Origin of the sequence: Parahaliea mediterranea, assembly GCF_003402235.1 — a bacterium.
Lineage (GTDB): Bacteria > Pseudomonadota > Gammaproteobacteria > Pseudomonadales > Halieaceae > Parahaliea > Parahaliea mediterranea.
Genome location: NZ_QEWO01000007.1, coordinates 102,018 through 117,609 on the forward strand (window position 1 = coordinate 102,018; position 15,592 = coordinate 117,609).

At 59.9% G+C, this 15,592-nt stretch carries 13 protein-coding genes; 6 read left to right on the forward strand and 7 right to left on the reverse strand.

Going from position 1 to position 15,592, the window contains the following annotated elements; genetic code table 11:
* The first annotated feature begins 44 nt into the window (after positions 1–44).
* On the forward strand, positions 45–455 hold the full coding sequence (mutT, locus tag DDZ17_RS19210) for an 8-oxo-dGTP diphosphatase MutT (protein ID WP_116368606.1): 411 nt from the start codon (positions 45–47) through the stop codon (positions 453–455).
* Here the strand turns inward: mutT and coaE are convergent.
* From coaE to pilB, 4 genes are all read right to left on the reverse strand, one after another.
* The gene (gene coaE, locus DDZ17_RS19215; protein ID WP_116368607.1) at positions 452–1,048 is read right to left on the reverse strand and encodes a dephospho-CoA kinase; all 597 of its coding nucleotides are present in this window, start codon (positions 1,046–1,048) and stop codon (positions 452–454) included. The genes mutT and coaE overlap by 4 nt on opposite strands.
* A 75-nt stretch (positions 1,049–1,123) precedes the next feature.
* Positions 1,124–1,990 (reverse strand): prepilin peptidase, encoded by an 867-nt coding sequence (locus DDZ17_RS19220; protein ID WP_116368608.1) that lies wholly within the window; start codon positions 1,988–1,990, stop codon positions 1,124–1,126.
* A gap of 18 nt (positions 1,991–2,008) precedes the next feature.
* On the reverse strand, positions 2,009–3,232 hold the full coding sequence (locus tag DDZ17_RS19225; protein ID WP_116368609.1) for a type II secretion system F family protein: 1,224 nt from the start codon (positions 3,230–3,232) through the stop codon (positions 2,009–2,011).
* A 61-nt stretch (positions 3,233–3,293) separates the two neighbouring features.
* The gene (pilB, locus tag DDZ17_RS19230; RefSeq protein WP_116368610.1) at positions 3,294–5,009 is read right to left on the reverse strand and encodes a type IV-A pilus assembly ATPase PilB; all 1,716 of its coding nucleotides are present in this window, start codon (positions 5,007–5,009) and stop codon (positions 3,294–3,296) included.
* A 514-nt stretch (positions 5,010–5,523) separates the two neighbouring features.
* On the opposite strand from pilB, the gene DDZ17_RS19235 reads away from it, so the two are divergent.
* The 4 genes from DDZ17_RS19235 (at position 5,524) to DDZ17_RS19250 (ending at position 10,883) form a co-directional block, all read left to right on the forward strand.
* On the forward strand, positions 5,524–6,000 hold the full coding sequence (locus DDZ17_RS19235; RefSeq protein ID WP_421910469.1) for a pilin: 477 nt from the start codon (positions 5,524–5,526) through the stop codon (positions 5,998–6,000).
* A gap of 213 nt (positions 6,001–6,213) precedes the next feature.
* On the forward strand, positions 6,214–8,115 hold the full coding sequence (locus DDZ17_RS19240) for a hypothetical protein (protein ID WP_157976734.1): 1,902 nt from the start codon (positions 6,214–6,216) through the stop codon (positions 8,113–8,115).
* Between the two features lies 1 nt (position 8,116).
* A complete protein-coding gene (locus DDZ17_RS19245; protein ID WP_116368612.1) occupies positions 8,117–10,003 on the forward strand; it encodes a hypothetical protein in 1,887 nt (628 codons plus the stop codon).
* 1 nt (position 10,004) lies between these two features.
* Positions 10,005–10,883, forward strand: coding sequence for a glycosyltransferase family 2 protein (locus tag DDZ17_RS19250; RefSeq protein ID WP_206613599.1), 879 nt, complete (start codon positions 10,005–10,007; stop codon positions 10,881–10,883).
* On the opposite strand, the gene DDZ17_RS19255 is transcribed toward DDZ17_RS19250, so the two are convergent.
* Positions 10,884–11,363, reverse strand: coding sequence for a winged helix-turn-helix transcriptional regulator (locus tag DDZ17_RS19255; RefSeq protein ID WP_116368614.1), 480 nt, complete (start codon positions 11,361–11,363; stop codon positions 10,884–10,886). It lies immediately after the preceding gene.
* Between the two features lie 196 nt (positions 11,364–11,559).
* On the opposite strand from DDZ17_RS19255, the gene ald reads away from it, so the two are divergent.
* Entirely contained in the window at positions 11,560–12,699 is a 1,140-nt protein-coding gene (gene ald / locus DDZ17_RS19260) for an alanine dehydrogenase (RefSeq protein WP_116368615.1), read from the forward strand.
* A gap of 7 nt (positions 12,700–12,706) precedes the next feature.
* Here the strand turns inward: ald and DDZ17_RS19265 are convergent, their stop codons facing one another.
* Together DDZ17_RS19265 and DDZ17_RS19270 are read right to left on the reverse strand one after the other, a co-directional pair.
* The gene (locus DDZ17_RS19265; protein WP_116368616.1) at positions 12,707–13,024 is read right to left on the reverse strand and encodes a CopG family ribbon-helix-helix protein; all 318 of its coding nucleotides are present in this window, start codon (positions 13,022–13,024) and stop codon (positions 12,707–12,709) included.
* 83 nt (positions 13,025–13,107) lie between these two features.
* Positions 13,108–15,288 carry a malate synthase G gene (locus DDZ17_RS19270; protein WP_116368750.1) on the reverse strand — a complete coding sequence of 727 codons (2,181 nt, stop codon included), beginning with the start codon at positions 15,286–15,288 and terminating at the stop codon, positions 13,108–13,110.
* Positions 15,289–15,592 lie beyond the last annotated feature (304 nt).

The following is a 15,592-nucleotide window of genomic DNA, read 5'->3' on the forward strand; positions in this document are numbered from 1 at the left end:
GCCACCGGCCAGCGCGCTCGCAGCATGCGCACAGCGGGCCCACCATGCCACCTGTAGCGGAAGTGCATGTTGCCGTTGGCGTAATTCTGGATGCTCAGCAGCGCATTCTGCTGACCCGCCGGGCCGCCAGGGCCCACCAGGGCGGCCTGTGGGAATTCCCCGGCGGCAAGGTGGAGGCGGGGGAGCATGTGCTGCAGGCGCTGGACCGGGAACTGCAGGAGGAGCTGGCCATTTCCGTGGCGCAGAGCGCTCCGCTGATTGAAGTGCGCCACGACTACGGCGACAAGGCCGTATTGCTTGATGTTCACCTGGTGCGCCGCTTTCACGGCGAGCCCAGGGGGCTGGAAGGGCAGCCAATGGCCTGGGTGGCTGTGGGCGATTTACCGCAGTACGACTTTCCGGCGGCCAACGTGCCGATTGTGGAGGCCGTCACCGCCGCCCTGGCGGGGGCTTAATCGGCCAGCGCCAGTAACTCGGCGTGCAGTTGGGCGGCACGGGCCTGCAGATCCTCCAGTGTACCGCTGTTATCCACGACAAAATCCGCCTTTGCGCGCCGCGCATCCCGGTCCATCTGGGCGGCAATAATCCGCCGCACCTGGGCTTCGTCGTTGCTGTCGCGGGCCATGGTGCGTTGCACCTGCACTTCAACCGGCACATCCACCACCACCACCTTGTCGACCAGCAGGGCCTGGCTGCCTTCCAGCAGCAGGGGTGAGCTGAGCACCGTGTAGGCGGCGGTGGACGCCGCCAGTTGGCGCTGGATTTCTGCGCCGATCAGCGGATGGGTGAGTTGCTCCAGCCAGCGCCGTTGGTCCGGGTCGGCAAACACAATGGCCCGCAGCGCGGCGCGATCTAGGCTGCCGTCGCCTTGCAGAATGTCGGCGCCGAAGCGTTCGGCGATGGCGGCCAGCGCCGGTGTGCCGGGCTCCACCACCTGGCGGGCCACCACGTCCGCATCCACCACGGTGATGCCCTGGCCCTCAAGGTAGCGGGTGAGGGCGGATTTACCGCTGCCAATGCCGCCGGTGATACCCACAACCAGGCTCATCGGTTCAGTTCCATGCGTTCAGTTCCATTGGTTCTGCCTTCAGTTCTACCTTCAGTTCAGCCTTTAATCCAGCCTTTAGTTCAGTCCAGTGGCCTGCCAGTAAAAAGCGGTGAGTGGCTCGCCCCATACCAGCGCCAGCCAGCCCGCGGCGGCCAGGTAGGGGCCAAAGGGAATGGGCACATCGCGGCCCCGGCGGCGCACCACCATCAGCACAATGCCCACCACCGCGCCCACCAGCGACGATAACAGAATAATCATGGGCAGGGCCTGCCAGCCCAGGAAGGCCCCCAGCGCCGCCAGCAGCTTGAAATCGCCGTAGCCCATGCCTTCTTTGCCGGTGAGCAGCTTGAACAGCCAATACACCGACCACAGGCTGAGGTAGCCTGCCATGGCCCCGATCACCGCATCCGCCAGCGGCACAAAGGTGCCAAACAGGTTGAACAGCAGGCCCAGCCACAAAAGGGGCAGGGTGATATCGTCCGGCAGCAGCTGGTGGTCAAAGTCGATCAGCGTCAGCGTGATCAGCGTCCAGGTGAGCAGCACCGCACCTACTAGAGCCCAGGTGGGGCCAAAGTGCAGGGCCAGGAACAGGCTAGCCAGACCAGTGACCGCCTCCACCACCGGGTAGCGCAGGGAGATGCGCGCCTTGCAGCTGGCACAGCGCCCGCCGAGCAACACATAGCTGACCACGGGGATGTTCTGCCAGGGCCTGACGGGCGCCTTGCACTGGGGGCAGTGAGAGTTGGGCACCGCCAGGCTGAACGGAGTGGCGGGGGCGCTGTTCTCAACCTCAAGCAGCTCACAGCAATCCCGCCGCCACTGGGCCTGCATCATCAGCGGCAGGCGGTAGATGACAACATTGAGAAAGCTGCCGACCACCAGGCCCAGCAGCAGCAAAACAAAGGGCAGGAACCAGCTGTGCTGGCTCAGGGCGTCTAGCATGGGTACCTCGCCGGGCGCTTAGATAACGGAGCCCAGCATGAAGATGGGCAGGTACATGGCGATCATCAGGCCGCCCACCAGCACCCCCAGGATGGACATGATCAATGGCTCCATCAGTGAGCTGAGGCTGTCCACGGCATTGTCCACCGACTCCTCATAGTGGGTGGCCACCTTGTCCAGCATTTCGTCCAGGGCGCCGGACTCTTCGCCAATGGACACCATCTGCAGCAGCATATTGGGGAACAGGCCGGTGGTTTTTACCGCGCTGTACAAGGTAGTGCCGGTGGTGACATCGTCGCGAATCTGGCGGATGGCCTTGGCGTACACCGCGTTGCCGGCGGCCCCGGCGGTGGAGTTGAGCGCATCCACCAGCGGCACGCCGGCGGCGAAGGTGGTGGACAGGGTGCGGGAAAAACGGGCCACTACCGAGTCGTGCACAATGTTGCCGACAATGGGCATTTTGAGCGCGGTTTTATCCAGCCACTCGGCAAACTTCACCGACCGGAAGCGGGCCTCGCGGAAGGCAAACACCGCACCTATCAGCCCCAGCAGAATGATGAACCACCACTTCTGCACAAAGTTGGAGATGTTCAACACAAACAGGGTGAAGGCCGGCAGGTCGGAGCCAAAACTGCGGAAGGTCTCCGCAAACTGCGGCACCACTTTAATCAGCAGAATGCCGGTCACCACAATGGCCACCACCACCACGGCGGTGGGGTAGGTCAGCGCCTTGCGGATCTTGGCCTTCAGGGCCTCGGTCTTTTCCTTGTAGGTGGCCACCCGGTCCAGCATGATCTCCAGCGTACCGGAGGCCTCGCCCGAGGCCACCAGGCTGCAGAACAGCTCGTCGAAATGGCGCGGGTGCTTGGCCAGCGAGGGCGCCAGCCCGCTACCGGAGGCCACATCGTTCTTGATGCTGTACACCATGTCACGCATGGTCTGCTTGTCCAGCCCCTCACCCACAATGTCAAAGCTCTGCACCAGGGGCACACCGGCCTTCATCATGGTGGCCAGCTGGCGGGTGAAAATGGCGATATCCGCCGGCTTGATCGGCTTGCCCTTGCCACTGCCAAACAGGGGCTTGGGCTTTTTCTTGACGGACTTGGTCTTGATGCCCTGGCGGCGCAGTTGCGCCTTGGCCATGGAGGAGCTGGAAGCTGTGATCTCGCCCTTGGTATTGCGGCCGTTCTTGTCGACGCCGCTCCACACGAACACGTCGCTGCGCGCTGCACTGGTCGCCATAGTGTCTCCCCGTTTCCCTCGCTAAGGCCGTTGCCGCCCCTTGTTGTTATTGCCGGCGTCGTCAGTCAGTGGTGACCCGGTTGACCTCTTCCAGGCTGGTCAAACCCTGGGCAGCCTTGCGCAGGGCCGACATGCGCAGGTCATTGAAGCCCTCTGCGCGGGCCTGGTCGTGGATGTCCAAGGAGTTGCCTGCCGCCATTATGATGCGGGCGATGGCCGGTGTCACTCGCACCACCTCGTACACGCCCACCCGGCCCTTGTAGCCGTCTTTGCAGTGTTCGCAGCCCACCGGATGCATCAGGGTGGCGGTTGCCAGCATCTCTTCGGTAAAGCCTTCCTTCAGTAGCACCTCGTGGGGAATGTCATCCGCCGGCACCGCGCACTCCTTGCACAGGCGGCGGGCCAGGCGCTGGGCGATGATCAAATCCACCGAGGTGGCCAGGTTGAAGGCCGGCACACCCATGTTCAGCAGGCGGGTGATGGTTTCCGCCGCGCTGTTGGTGTGCAGGGTAGACAGCACCAAGTGGCCCGTTTGTGCCGCCTTGATGGCGATTTCCGCCGTTTCCAGGTCGCGAATCTCCCCCACCATGATCACGTCCGGGTCCTGGCGCAGGAAGGAGCGCAGGGCCTCGGCGAAATTCAGGCCCACCTTGGGGTTTACATGCACCTGGTTGATGCCCGCCATGTTGATTTCCACCGGGTCTTCCGCCGTGGAAATATTCCGCTCGGGTTGGTTCAGCAGGTTGAGGCCGGTATACAGCGACACCGTTTTACCCGAGCCCGTGGGGCCGGTCACCAGAATCATGCCCTGGGGCTTCTTCAGCGCCTTGAGGTAGAGCTCCTTCTGGTCTTCCTCGTAGCCCAGCGCGTCGATGCCCATCTGCGCGCTACTGGGGTCCAGAATACGCAGTACGATCTTCTCCCCGAACAGGGTGGGCAGGGTGTTCACCCGGAAGTCGATGGCGCGGTTGCGCGACAGCTTCATCTGGATGCGCCCATCCTGGGGAATGCGGCGCTCGGAAATATCCATCTGCGACATCACCTTCAGGCGCGCCGCCAGCCGGGCAGACAGGTTGCGCGGTGGCTGCACCACCTCCCGCAGCACCCCGTCGGTACGGAAGCGCACCCGGTAATTGTGCTCGTAGGGCTCAAAGTGAATGTCCGAGGCGCCCTGCTTGATGGCGTCCACCAGCACCTTGTTCACAAAGCGCACAATGGGGGTTTCATCGATGCCGTCGGCGCCGTCATCGTCATCTCCGTGCCCATCGGCAACGTCGATGTTTTCCAGGTCTTCCGCGTCGATGTCCGCCAGGCCCTTGCCCAGGTCATCCTGCGACTCCACCCACTGCTCAATCAGCTTGGAGAGCACCCGCTCTTCCACCAGCACCGGGTCCGTGTTGATGCCGGTGTGGAACTTGATTTCGTCGATGGCGGACAGGTTGGTGGGGTCAGACACCGCAATAAACAGGCGGTTGCCGCGGCGGAACAGGGGCAGCGCATGGTGCTTGCTGACCAGGTTCACGTCCACCAGGCCGCTGGGTAGCAGCTCCGGGTTGAAGGCGCGAATATCGAACAGCGGCACACCGAATTCCGTGGATGCCACCTCCGCCAGGCGCTGGCTGTCCACGTCCATGGTGTTCACCAGGTAGGTTACCAGCGGCTTGCGTTCCAGCGACGCTTGCCGCTGCGCCTCCTGCGCCTGTTCGCGGGTGATAAGGCCCTCCGCCGCAAGGCGCCCCGCAAGGCCACTGAGCTGGCCGGATGCTTTGTTATTCATACAGCTGCGTCACTATTGCGTCACAATGTTTGGTTCGCTCTGCCGCCGTTGGCACAACGTCATTCGTGAAAGCCATTCATATCAGTTAAAGAAGCGCACTCACGCGAGTATACGAATTTGCCGCCAGTGGATACACCTCAAACTGGGGTTATCCCCTGATTTATCAGGGATTTTGTGACATTGTCGCCGCTATATCATCGCTATGTCATCGCTATGTCATCGCTATGTCACCGCTATAGTCGCCCTTATGCAGCGCCTGCCTGCGCGGCAGCCCTTGCGGCAAAGGGTGACAAAAATCGTCACTCATTGTCTTAGAGGGGCAGGGCGGCAGGCGGCCCAGTGGTCCCGGGTGGTCACCTGCCCGCCAAAAAATGTGACGCGCGTCGCATCAAATGCCGCGAAGGGGGCTGCTACGCACACATGGCACAGTCCTTGCTGCTATGGCCCGGCGACAGGCTCATTCACGGTGGGTCGGCCAAGCGAAAGCATCCCCAGGGGATAAAAGGAGCAAGCAATGAAAATGCAAAAACAGGTTCAACAGGGCTTTACCCTGATCGAACTGATGATCGTGATTGCGATCGTCGGTATTCTGGCCGCGATTGCGCTGCCGGCGTATCAGGATTATACGGTGCGGGCGAAGATGAGTGAGCCGCTAGCGGTAATGGCCGAAGCAAAAACGTCGTTGGCGGAATATTACTCGGCTAACGGATTTATGCCGGCTAGTGAAACGATCGCTGGAATTAATACGAACCCCAATACTGAAATTGTGGCTTCGCTTGATTACACCTCAAGCTCTGGAGCGACTGGTGGTGCACTCTTAACAGTTTCAGTTAAGTCGGCAGTTATACCTGGCGCTACTGCTAATCAAACCTTCCAGTTGTCAGGCACCACTGATAGCATTACTCGTAAGGTTACATGGAAGTGCAGGCCCGATCCTTCTGGCTCTAACGCGGTTGCTGCCAAGTATCTTCCGGCAAACTGTCGGGGCTGATCCGGGTGCGTTAACCTAATAGCCAGATTCAATTTTTAGAAAGCCCGATGCTATAGGCGTTGGGCTTTTTTATTTCCTTTGGGTAAGTTCGAATTTTAAGAAAACAAAGGTTCAGGCGGTACCTCCAATTCTAAGCCTACTATTTCAAGGTCGGGTATTTTGATTTCCGCTAAACAAACTCGACAGTGGCTGCTACTAGTGGCTGCATTGGTAGTGTCTATTGTCGTATATGGCGCTGGCTGTTCTGGTATCTTGCTTTTTGATGACCATGTCGCTTTGACCTCAAATTCAGTAGTCAAAATTGATGGTGCCGAATTTGACAATTGGCGCAGCGCGGCATGGAGTTCTAACGCTGGTCCTCTCCGTCGCCCTATCAGTATGCTTAGCTTTGCCTTCAACCATGCGGTAGCTGGCGAATTTTCAGCATTCCAGTTGAAACTCACGAATACACTGATTCATTGCGCGATAGCGATTCTGATCTTCGTATTCGCCTGCCAGGTCTTTCTGTCACCAGCAATGGGCAGACGATTTGGTAAGAATGCCACTCAACTGGCACTGCTGGCATCAATGCTGTGGTTGTTCAATCCCCTCCACGTGTCTTCTGTGCTTTACGTCGTGCAGCGGATGGCGCAACTTTCTACCCTCTTTGTAATGCTAGGGCTTGTGGTTTATGTCGCGAGGCGAAAGGTCTGGGCGGAGCGAGGCGCTGCACCGGATGAGTTGATAGCAACTGCACTTTGGCTCCTGCTGATTGGTGCGTTGGCCGTTCTGTCCAAGGAAAATGGCATCCTACTGTTCTGGCTGATCCCCGTAGTCGAGGTCACATGCTTCCGTGGTCGGTGGGCGGGGCTAGAGAATAGCCTCGTTAAACAACTAGGCAGGCTGGCTCTGCTCACCCCTGCTGTTTTGCTGGTGCTGATTGCAGTTACCCAGTACGACTGGTTGGCAGCCGGATTTGAGCGTAGAAACTTCAGTCTGGAGGAAAGGCTGCTGACTCAGGCCCGGGTTCTCTGGCATTACGTTTACTGGATTTTAGTGCCAAACAACTTTGCAATGGCTTTCCAGCACGATGACATTGCCATTTCGCGCAGTCTTTTCCAGCCCCTTACCACATTCGTTTCAGTACTTATCTGGCTCGCGTTGGGCGCCGTGCTGCTAGCCTATCGCAAGCGCTGGCCACTGCTGGTATTCGGCACAGTTTTTTTCCTGATCGCTCATATCATGGAATCGAGTTTTGTGCCGCTGGAGATGGTGTATGAGCATCGCAACTATTTACCTTCCATCGGGCTATTGATTGCGGTTGCAGGGCTGGTGGGGCAGGGCTTGCGCGAGCACTACTCGCTAAAAGTAATGCAAATCGTATGCGCCGTATGGTTGGGACTGATGGCCGCCATGCTATCTCTGCGGGTTAATGACTGGTCGGATGAAGTCCAATTGGCCAGGACGGATGTGGTTCGTCATCCAGCGTCTGCGCGCTCCCACTATTTCTATGGCAACGCTCTTCTGCGGCAGCATCGCCACCGTGAGTCTCTGGGTTTGAGCGACGGGCAGGCTACAGAAAGCCTGCTTCTCGCCCGCCACCACTTCGAGCGTATGCACCAGAACAACCCAAGTGATATTGCGGCCCTGGCCTTGCTTTACTACCTGGACACGCGCTATTTCACAGCGCTGGATACGTCCGGGCGGTGGTACGAGCGTCTTCTCGAGCAGGTTCAAACCAGCGCCTTGCAGGCGTCTGACTGGAATGCCCTCGATATGCTTGCAAACTGCATGGGTGCGGGAAGCTGCCCCACTTCACCAGCAAAGGCCATGCTGTTGTTCGACACCATTCAACGCAGGTTCCCGGAAAGTGCCAAGCAGGTGGGATATCGCTACCGCTTTCTCGAGCAGACGGGTGCGGGGCCAGAGCAACGCGTTGCTGCGCTGGAAGCATTGCTGAAAGAGCACCCATCGACACTTGGGTACTATCAGGAATTGATCCTTGGCTATGCCGAGTTGGGTGACGTGCAAGGCATGTACAGTGCGGTGATGCGATGGGTTGAGCACGATCGATTGCGGCTCTATTCGTCGACGATCAAGTCAATGTTCCGTGATGATGCAAATGCGGCGAAATAAGATGAGCGTTCTGGCTGCTAGCTGGCGCCCATTCATAGGATTCGTATTGCTGTGCGGCCTGCTGTGGTGGGCCTACTTGCCAGGTACTCATGGGCCGGCAATGCTGGATGATTTCTCCAGCATAGAAGGCCGCGAGTACATCGAGGGCAATGCAGCAGAAGCGATGGATTACGTCCAGGGAAATCGCTCCGGACCTTTGGGTCGACCTGTTTCGGTAGCAAGCTTTGCGCTGGAGCGCTGGCTTTATGAGGGGGATGTGTCTGCGGTCACCAAGCAGAACAACGTAGTTCTACACTTGCTCGCTGGCTCGTTACTGGCTTGGCTTTTTCTACTCTTGTTGCAAAGTGCCGGTGTGCCATCTGCCGCGAGTTGGGCAGTACTGGGCGCCGGGTTGTGGATGGTTGCTCCGCTGTTCGTCAGCACCGTGCTCTACTCTGTTCAGCGGATGGCGATGTTGGCGGCGGTGTTCTCCCTGGGCGCTTTGGTCGCCTACTGCTACTGGCGTAAGGCCTTCCTCGAAGGTCGTTTCTCCGCGGGACTGCTGGCGGCCATTGGAGCTTCGTTCCTGCTTGGACTCTACTCCAAGGAGACTGCGATTACGGTGCTCCCTGTGCTGGTGTGTATGGAGCTTTTGTGGCTGCAGCAATCGGCCGTGGGCGGGACTCGTGCCGTTTTGCTGAAGCGGCTGGCATGGATGGGTGTCGGCATCGGTGCGCTACTGGTATGCCTTGCGTTTATTACCTTTGCCAAGGGCAGTCTAGCCGGGTTTGAAATACGCGAATTTACGCTTACAGAACGCTTGTTGACTGAGTCAAGAATCCTCTGGGATTACCTGCGGCAGTTTTTCCTGCCTGATGTAATGCGGCTTGGCGTATACCACGACGACGTTGTTGTCTCGAAATCACTGTTCAATCCGCAAACAACTATCTGGTCTTTGGCGGCCTGGTTTGCGGTGCTGGCGGGTTGTTTGATTGCTCTGCAATGGCCAACTGGCAGGCGGCTTGTTTTTTGTGTTGCGTTCTACCTGTTTGGTCACAGTACTGAATCGACGGTGCTGCCCCTTGAGCTGTACTTTGAGCATCGAAATTATTTTCCGATGATGGGTATAGCGCTGCTGGTAGTTACACTTGCCTCATTGTTTGTGCGCCGTTTTCCAGCAACCTCTGCGCCGGTGAGGGCTTATCTGGTGGTTGCTGTCGGGCTGTTACTTATCAAAACCGGTTCTCAGGCCCAGATGTGGTCAAGTAGTCCACTGTTGCGTATCAACAACGTATTGGCGCATCCCAATTCATTCAGGGCGAATAGCGATATGGCAGTTCAACTGGCTGCTGTCGGTGCGCTCCCTGCGGCGCTGGAATATTCTGGCCGGGCGAGCCGCATAGCCGGCGAGCGAGTGGGTGATCGGATTGTGCGTGAAGTGGCATTGGCTTGCATGGCTAATGAAAAGCTGCCAGACAGCTTCTACGATGTGTCTGAGCTTGCAGGATCCTCGCGCCCAGTCAGTGAGTCCAACCAGGTTTTGGTATTGGCAAGGATGCTTCAGGATGGGCGTTGCGACACGGGTGAGTCTTTGAGGCTGGCAGATAGATTGCGAGATCGCTTTCAAGTCGATATAGAGCCAGCTTCGGCCTCCGCCGGAGTGTACTGGTCGTTGGCGGTGCTGGAAAATGCACTCGGAAGGTTTGACGTTGCAAGTGAATATGTCAGTTTATTCCTGCAGCAGCAGCCCAACCATACTCAAGGTTTGCTTATGCAGCTGCATTTCAAAACAGCATTGGGTAAAGTGAGCGACGCTAAAAACATCATTTCGCAGCTTGATCGAAAAATGGCGCAAAGCCAGTTGACTGATGCGGAGCAGCAAACGCTGGCACTTTATAGGGAACGTTAAGTTGGCACTTTCCATCATCATCCCCGCAAAAAACGAAGAACAAGGCCTGTCCGCCACCTTGCCGCGCCTGATGGAACTCTACCCCGAGGCGGAGGTGATTGTAGTGGATGATGGCTCAACGGATGGCACGTGCGGTGTCTGCGAGGCTGCCGGGGTGAGGGTGCTTTCGCAGCCCTACAGCAAGGGCAACGGTGCCGCCATCAAGGCGGGCGCCCGTGCGGCCAGTGGCGATGTGATTGTGTTCATGGACGGCGATGGCCAGCACGACCCGATGGATATCGCCCGCCTGTTGTACAGGATGGACGAAGGCTACGACATGGTGGTGGGCGCGCGGGGCGGGCTGTCGGATCAGGCCAGTATTGCGCGCTGGGGGGCGAACAGTTTCTACAATCGCCTGGCCAGCTGGATGGTGAACAAGGATATCCCCGACCTTACCTCGGGCTTTCGCGCGGTGCGGCGCAAGAAGTTTCTGAGCTTTCTGTATTTGCTGCCCAATGGCTTCAGTTACCCCACTACGTCCACCATGGCGTTTTTTCGCGCGGGCTATTCGGTGGGCTTTGTGCCCATTTCGGTGTCGCAGCGGGTGGGCAAGAGCCACATCAATGTGCTGCGTGATGGGGTGCGCTTTCTGCTGATTATTTTCAAGATCGGCACGCTGTACTCGCCGCTCAAGGTGTATTTTCCCGCGTCGGTGGCAGTCGCAGGGATTGGCTTTCTCAATTACCTGCTGGCCTGGGCGGCGTCGGGCTCGCTGCGCTTTACCAATATGAGCACGCTGTTGGTGCTGGCGGGCATGATTATTTTCCTGATGGGGCTGCTGTCCGAGCAGCTCACAAACCTGCAGTACAAGGATGCCGACGCGGACCCGGACGAGGAATGATCAGTACGGCACTTTGAGTGCCAGTGTTTCCTTTACCTGCTCCATTACCACGTAGCTGGTGGATTCCAGTACACCTGGCAGGGTAAGCAGGGTTTCCCCCAGAAATTCCCGGTAGGCGGTCATGTCGGCTACCCGGGCCTTGATCAGGTAGTCGAAGTTGCCGGAGACCAGGTAGCACTCCTGAACTTCCGGCAGGTCGAAGGCGCTGTTTTTAAATTCCTCGAAGATGTCCTGGGCCGTGCGGTTCAGGCGAATCTGCACGAACACCACCAGGCCAGCGTCCAGGTATTCCGGGTTCAGAATGGCCTGGTAACCGCGAATGATGCCCTCGCGCTCCAGCCGTTTGATGCGCTCTTTGCAGGGGGTGGGCGACAGGCCCACTTCTTTTGCCAGGTCCACATAGCTCATGCGGGCGTCGTTCTGTAGCAGCCGGAGGATTTTGCGGTCAATGCGGCTGAGGGTGTGGGCGCGGCGTTCCATGGTGTTCCTGATGATTTGGTTATAAAAAGCGGCGCTTCTAATGCCAATTGATGCCTAAATAGCTGAAAGCGCTGTCTTCTTGTCTTTGGCTTAGGAATTTACTGATTTGGCCAAAAAACTCCAGTGAAAATCTCTATAAACGACTTCTAGACTGGTGGATTAGAGAATTTTTATGGCCTAGACCAAGGAGGCTCACATGTTGATTGGCGTACCCAAGGAAATTAAGAACCACGAATACCGGATTGGCCTGACCCCCGGCGGCGTCAAGGAGCTGGTGGGCCACGGCCATCAGGTATTGGTGGAGCAGGACGGTGGCCTGGCCATTGGTTTTGATAACGACCAGTACCGCAGCGCCGGCGCGGAGATCGTGGCCAGCGCGGATGAGATCTTCAAGCGGGCGGAGATGATCATCAAGGTGAAGGAGCCCCAGCCCGACGAGTGCCGCAAGCTGCGCCCGGGGCAGTTGCTGTTTACCTACCTGCACCTGGCGCCGGACGCGGAGCAAACCCGCCTGCTGCTGGAGTCTGGCGCCACGGCCATCGCTTATGAGACCGTGACGTCCGACGGCGCCGGCCTGCCCTTGCTGGCCCCGATGAGCGAAGTAGCCGGGCGCATGGCCATTCAGGCCGGTGCCCACAATCTGGAAAAGGCCCAGGGCGGCAACGGCATGCTGCTGGGTGGGGTGCCGGGTGTTGAGCCGGCCAAGGTGCTGGTGATTGGCGGCGGTGTGGTTGGCATCAACGCGGCGCGCATGGCGATGGGCCTGGGGGCGGATGTCACCATTCTCGACAAGTCGCTGGAACGCCTGAAAGAACTGGACATGCATTTTGGCGGGCGCCTGAAAACCATCTATTCCACGGCGGATGCCATCGAGCGCCACGCGCTGGAAGCCGATCTGGTTGTGGGCGCTGTGCTGATCCCCGGCGCGGCGGCGCCGAAGCTGATCAACCGCGAGCTGGTCAGCCGGATGAAGCCGGGTGCGGTGATGGTGGATGTGGCTATTGACCAGGGTGGCTGCTTTGAAACCAGCCGCGCCACCACCCACCAGGACCCAACCTACGTGGTGGACGGTGTGGTGCATTACTGTGTTGCGAACATGCCGGGCGGCGTGGCGCGCACCTCGACCATGGCGCTCACCAACGCGACCCTGCCCTACGCCCTCAAGCTGGCGAACCTGGGCGTGGGCGACGCGCTGGACCGCGACCCCCACCTGCGCAATGGCCTGAACGTACACGCCGGCATGATCACCTGCGAAGCGGTGGCCGAAGCGCTGGATTACGACTACGTGGAGCCGATGACCGCCCTGGGTCGCACGGCGCTGCAGCAGTCGGCTTGATGTTGTTTTAACGAAGGGCCCCAGCCTGCGCTGGGGCGACGGAGTGGTCTCGTTGGATCGATAGAGGAACTCGTGCCGGGCGACGCGGCTGCTCCCCCAGCCCGCGCTCTACCTCGGCTCCGGTGACGTGCAGTCCGTTTGCCTGACAATCCTCCCAGGCTTTGAGGGCTTCCTGCTTGAAGCACTCGCGCCGCTCCTCGCGTTCCACGTACTGTTCAATGGCTTCCCGCATCAGCCAGTGGGCCGAGCGCCGGCGGTGATCAGCCAGGTGCTGAATCCGGCTTCTCAGTTCGTCATCAAGCTTGATGGAGGTTGGTGTGGCCATACGGCCTCCGGTAGTTAAAGGTAATACCTTTAACTACGCTATTTGACGAGGATGGTATTGTCGAAGCAAAAAATGGGGCAGAGTTACGCCCCGTGCTTGGCCTTCGCCTCGCGCCGCCGGCGGTGCAATACCGGCTCGGTGTAGCCGTTGGGCTGGGCGCAACCTTCAAACACCAGTTCGCAGGCCGCCTGGAAGGCAACGGAGTCAGCAAAGTTCGGCGCCATGTTGCGGTAGCTCGGGTCGCCGGCGTTTTGCGCGTCTACCACTGCGGCCATGCGCTCCAGGGTTTCGCGCACTTGCTGTTCGCTGCACACGCCGTGGCGCAGCCAGTTGGCGATGTGCTGGCTGGAGATGCGCAGGGTGGCGCGGTCTTCCATCAGGCCGACGTTGTTGATGTCCGGCACTTTGGAGCAGCCCACGCCGGCGTCGATCCAGCGCACCACGTAACCGAGAATGCCCTGGGCGTTGTTGTCCAGCTCGCGCTGGATGTCCTCGGCGCCAAGGCCCTCTGCGCCCTTGAGCGGAATGCTGAGGATGTCATCCAGCGAGGCGCGCTCGCGGCTGGCCAGCGCTTCCTGGCGGGCGGCCACGTTCACGGTGTGGTAGTGGGTGGCGTGCAGGGTGGCGGCAGTGGGCGAGGGCACCCAGGCGGTGTTGGCGCCGGCCTGGGGGTGGCTGATTTTGGCCTTCAGCATGTCGGCCATCAGGTCCGGCATGGCCCACATGCCTTTGCCGATTTGGGCGCGGCCGCGCAGGCCGCAGGCCAGGCCGGTATCTACGTTCCAGTCTTCGTAGGCGTTGATCCACGGCTCCTGCTTCATGGCGCCCTTGGGCGTCATGGCGCCGGCTTCCATGCTGGTGTGAATCTCATCGCCAGTGCGATCGAGGAAGCCGGTGTTGATGAACACCAGCCGCTCGCGGGCGCGGCGGATGCACTCCTTCAGGTTGATGGTGGTGCGGCGCTCCTCGTCCATGATGCCGAGCTTGACGGTGTTGCGCGCCAGGCCCAGGGCGTCCTCGATGCGGTCGAACAGCTCACAGGTAAAGCTCACTTCCTCCGGGCCGTGCATTTTCGGCTTGACGATGTACACGCTGCCGCGGCGCGAGTTGCGCGCTTCATCGGCGCTTTTGCGCAGGTCGTGCAGGGCGATCAGGACGGTGAACATACCGTCCATGATGCCCTCGGGAATTTCCCGGCCCTCGCGGTCGAGGATGGCGTCGTTGGTCATCAGGTGGCCCACGTTGCGCACAAACATCAGGCTGCGCCCGGGCAGCACCAGTTCGCTACCGTCGGCGCCGGTGAAGCGGCGATCCGGGTTCAGGCGGCGGGTGTGGGTGCCGCCGTCCTTGCTGAAGGATTCGCTCAGGTCGCCGCGCATCAGGCCCAGCCAGTTGCGGTACACCACGGCCTTGTCGTCGGCGTCCACGGCGGCCACGGAGTCTTCGCAGTCCTGGATGGTGGTCAGCGCGGCTTCCAGGGCAATGTCTTTCACGCCGGCGCGGTCGGTGGCGCCGATGGGGTGGGTGGCGTCAATCTGGATGTCGATGTGCAGGCCGTTGTGGCGCAGCAGCACGTTGGTGGGGGCATTGGGCTCGCCGGCGTAGCCGCGGAACTGGGCCGGGTCGGCCAGGGAGGCGATCTGCCCTTCCTGCAGCACCACCTGCAGGGCGCCGCCTACCACGGTGTAGGCCTTGGCCTGGCTGTGGTCGCCGGTGGACAGGGGGCAGTGGGCGTTCAGGAAGTCGCGGCCCATGGCAATCACTTTGTCGCCGCGCACCGGGTTGTAGCCCGGGCCTTTTTGGGCGCCGCCGTCTTCGCGAATCACGTCGGTGCCGTACAGGGCGTCGTACAGGCTGCCCCAGCGGGCATTGGCGGCGTTCAGGGCGTAGCGCGCGTTCATGACCGGCACCACCAGCTGGGGGCCGGCGAGGGTGGCGATCTCATCGTCCACATTTTCGGTGGCAATGGTGGCGTCGCCCGGCTCCGGCAGCAGGTAGCCGATCTCCTGCAGGAAGGCTTTGTAGGCCCCGCGGTCGTAGTTGGCGCCCGGGTTGTCCCGGTGCCAGGCGTCAATTTTGGCCTGCAGGGCGTCACGCTCGGCCAGCAGTTCGCGGTTGCGGGGGCCCAGGTCGTTCACAATGGCCTCAAGCGCGGCCCAGAAGGCCTGCGGTGCTATGCCGGTGCCCGGTGCGATGTCCCGCTCCAACAGGTCGTGCAGAACGGCGGCAATCTGCAGGCCGCCTTGCTGGATACGCTCACTCATGCTGTACATCCTTTGCTGGCCGCCCGTGGCGGCGGGTCGTTCGAAGTGAAATGACGTGAAATCAAGTCGAGTCAAGTAAAGCCGAATTCTAGGAGGGCACCTATAATTTAGCTAATTTATCGTTTTTATCGCGGTCATTCGCTTGGCGAATGCCTATAGGGCTGGTTGCTAACCCCATCGAGAATGAACGGCATGGGGGGCGGTGAGCCTGGCAAGGGGGATGTAGCATGGAGCATGGAGAACTCGCTCGTGACCCAAGCGCTGCCAGCCTGGCTATACTGGAGCCTGTCCAGGAAAAAAGGTG

What these genes read in the sequence shown, in the direction of transcription:
- mutT (WP_116368606.1), top strand. Translation starts at nt 45, where the DNA reads ATGCCACCTGTAGCGGAAGTGCATGTTGCCGTTGGCGTAATTCTGGAT.
- coaE (WP_116368607.1), bottom strand. Translation starts at nt 1,048, where the DNA reads ATGAGCCTGGTTGTGGGTATCACCGGCGGCATTGGCAGCGGTAAATCC.
- DDZ17_RS19220 (WP_116368608.1), bottom strand. Translation starts at nt 1,990, where the DNA reads ATGCTAGACGCCCTGAGCCAGCACAGCTGGTTCCTGCCCTTTGTTTTG.
- DDZ17_RS19225 (WP_116368609.1), bottom strand. Translation starts at nt 3,232, where the DNA reads ATGGCGACCAGTGCAGCGCGCAGCGACGTGTTCGTGTGGAGCGGCGTC.
- pilB (WP_116368610.1), bottom strand. Translation starts at nt 5,009, where the DNA reads ATGAATAACAAAGCATCCGGCCAGCTCAGTGGCCTTGCGGGGCGCCTT.
- DDZ17_RS19235 (WP_421910469.1), top strand. Translation starts at nt 5,524, where the DNA reads ATGAAAATGCAAAAACAGGTTCAACAGGGCTTTACCCTGATCGAACTG.
- DDZ17_RS19245 (WP_116368612.1), top strand. Translation starts at nt 8,117, where the DNA reads ATGAGCGTTCTGGCTGCTAGCTGGCGCCCATTCATAGGATTCGTATTG.
- DDZ17_RS19255 (WP_116368614.1), bottom strand. Translation starts at nt 11,363, where the DNA reads ATGGAACGCCGCGCCCACACCCTCAGCCGCATTGACCGCAAAATCCTC.
- ald (WP_116368615.1), top strand. Translation starts at nt 11,560, where the DNA reads ATGTTGATTGGCGTACCCAAGGAAATTAAGAACCACGAATACCGGATT.
- DDZ17_RS19265 (WP_116368616.1), bottom strand. Translation starts at nt 13,024, where the DNA reads ATGGCCACACCAACCTCCATCAAGCTTGATGACGAACTGAGAAGCCGG.
- DDZ17_RS19270 (WP_116368750.1), bottom strand. Translation starts at nt 15,288, where the DNA reads ATGAGTGAGCGTATCCAGCAAGGCGGCCTGCAGATTGCCGCCGTTCTG.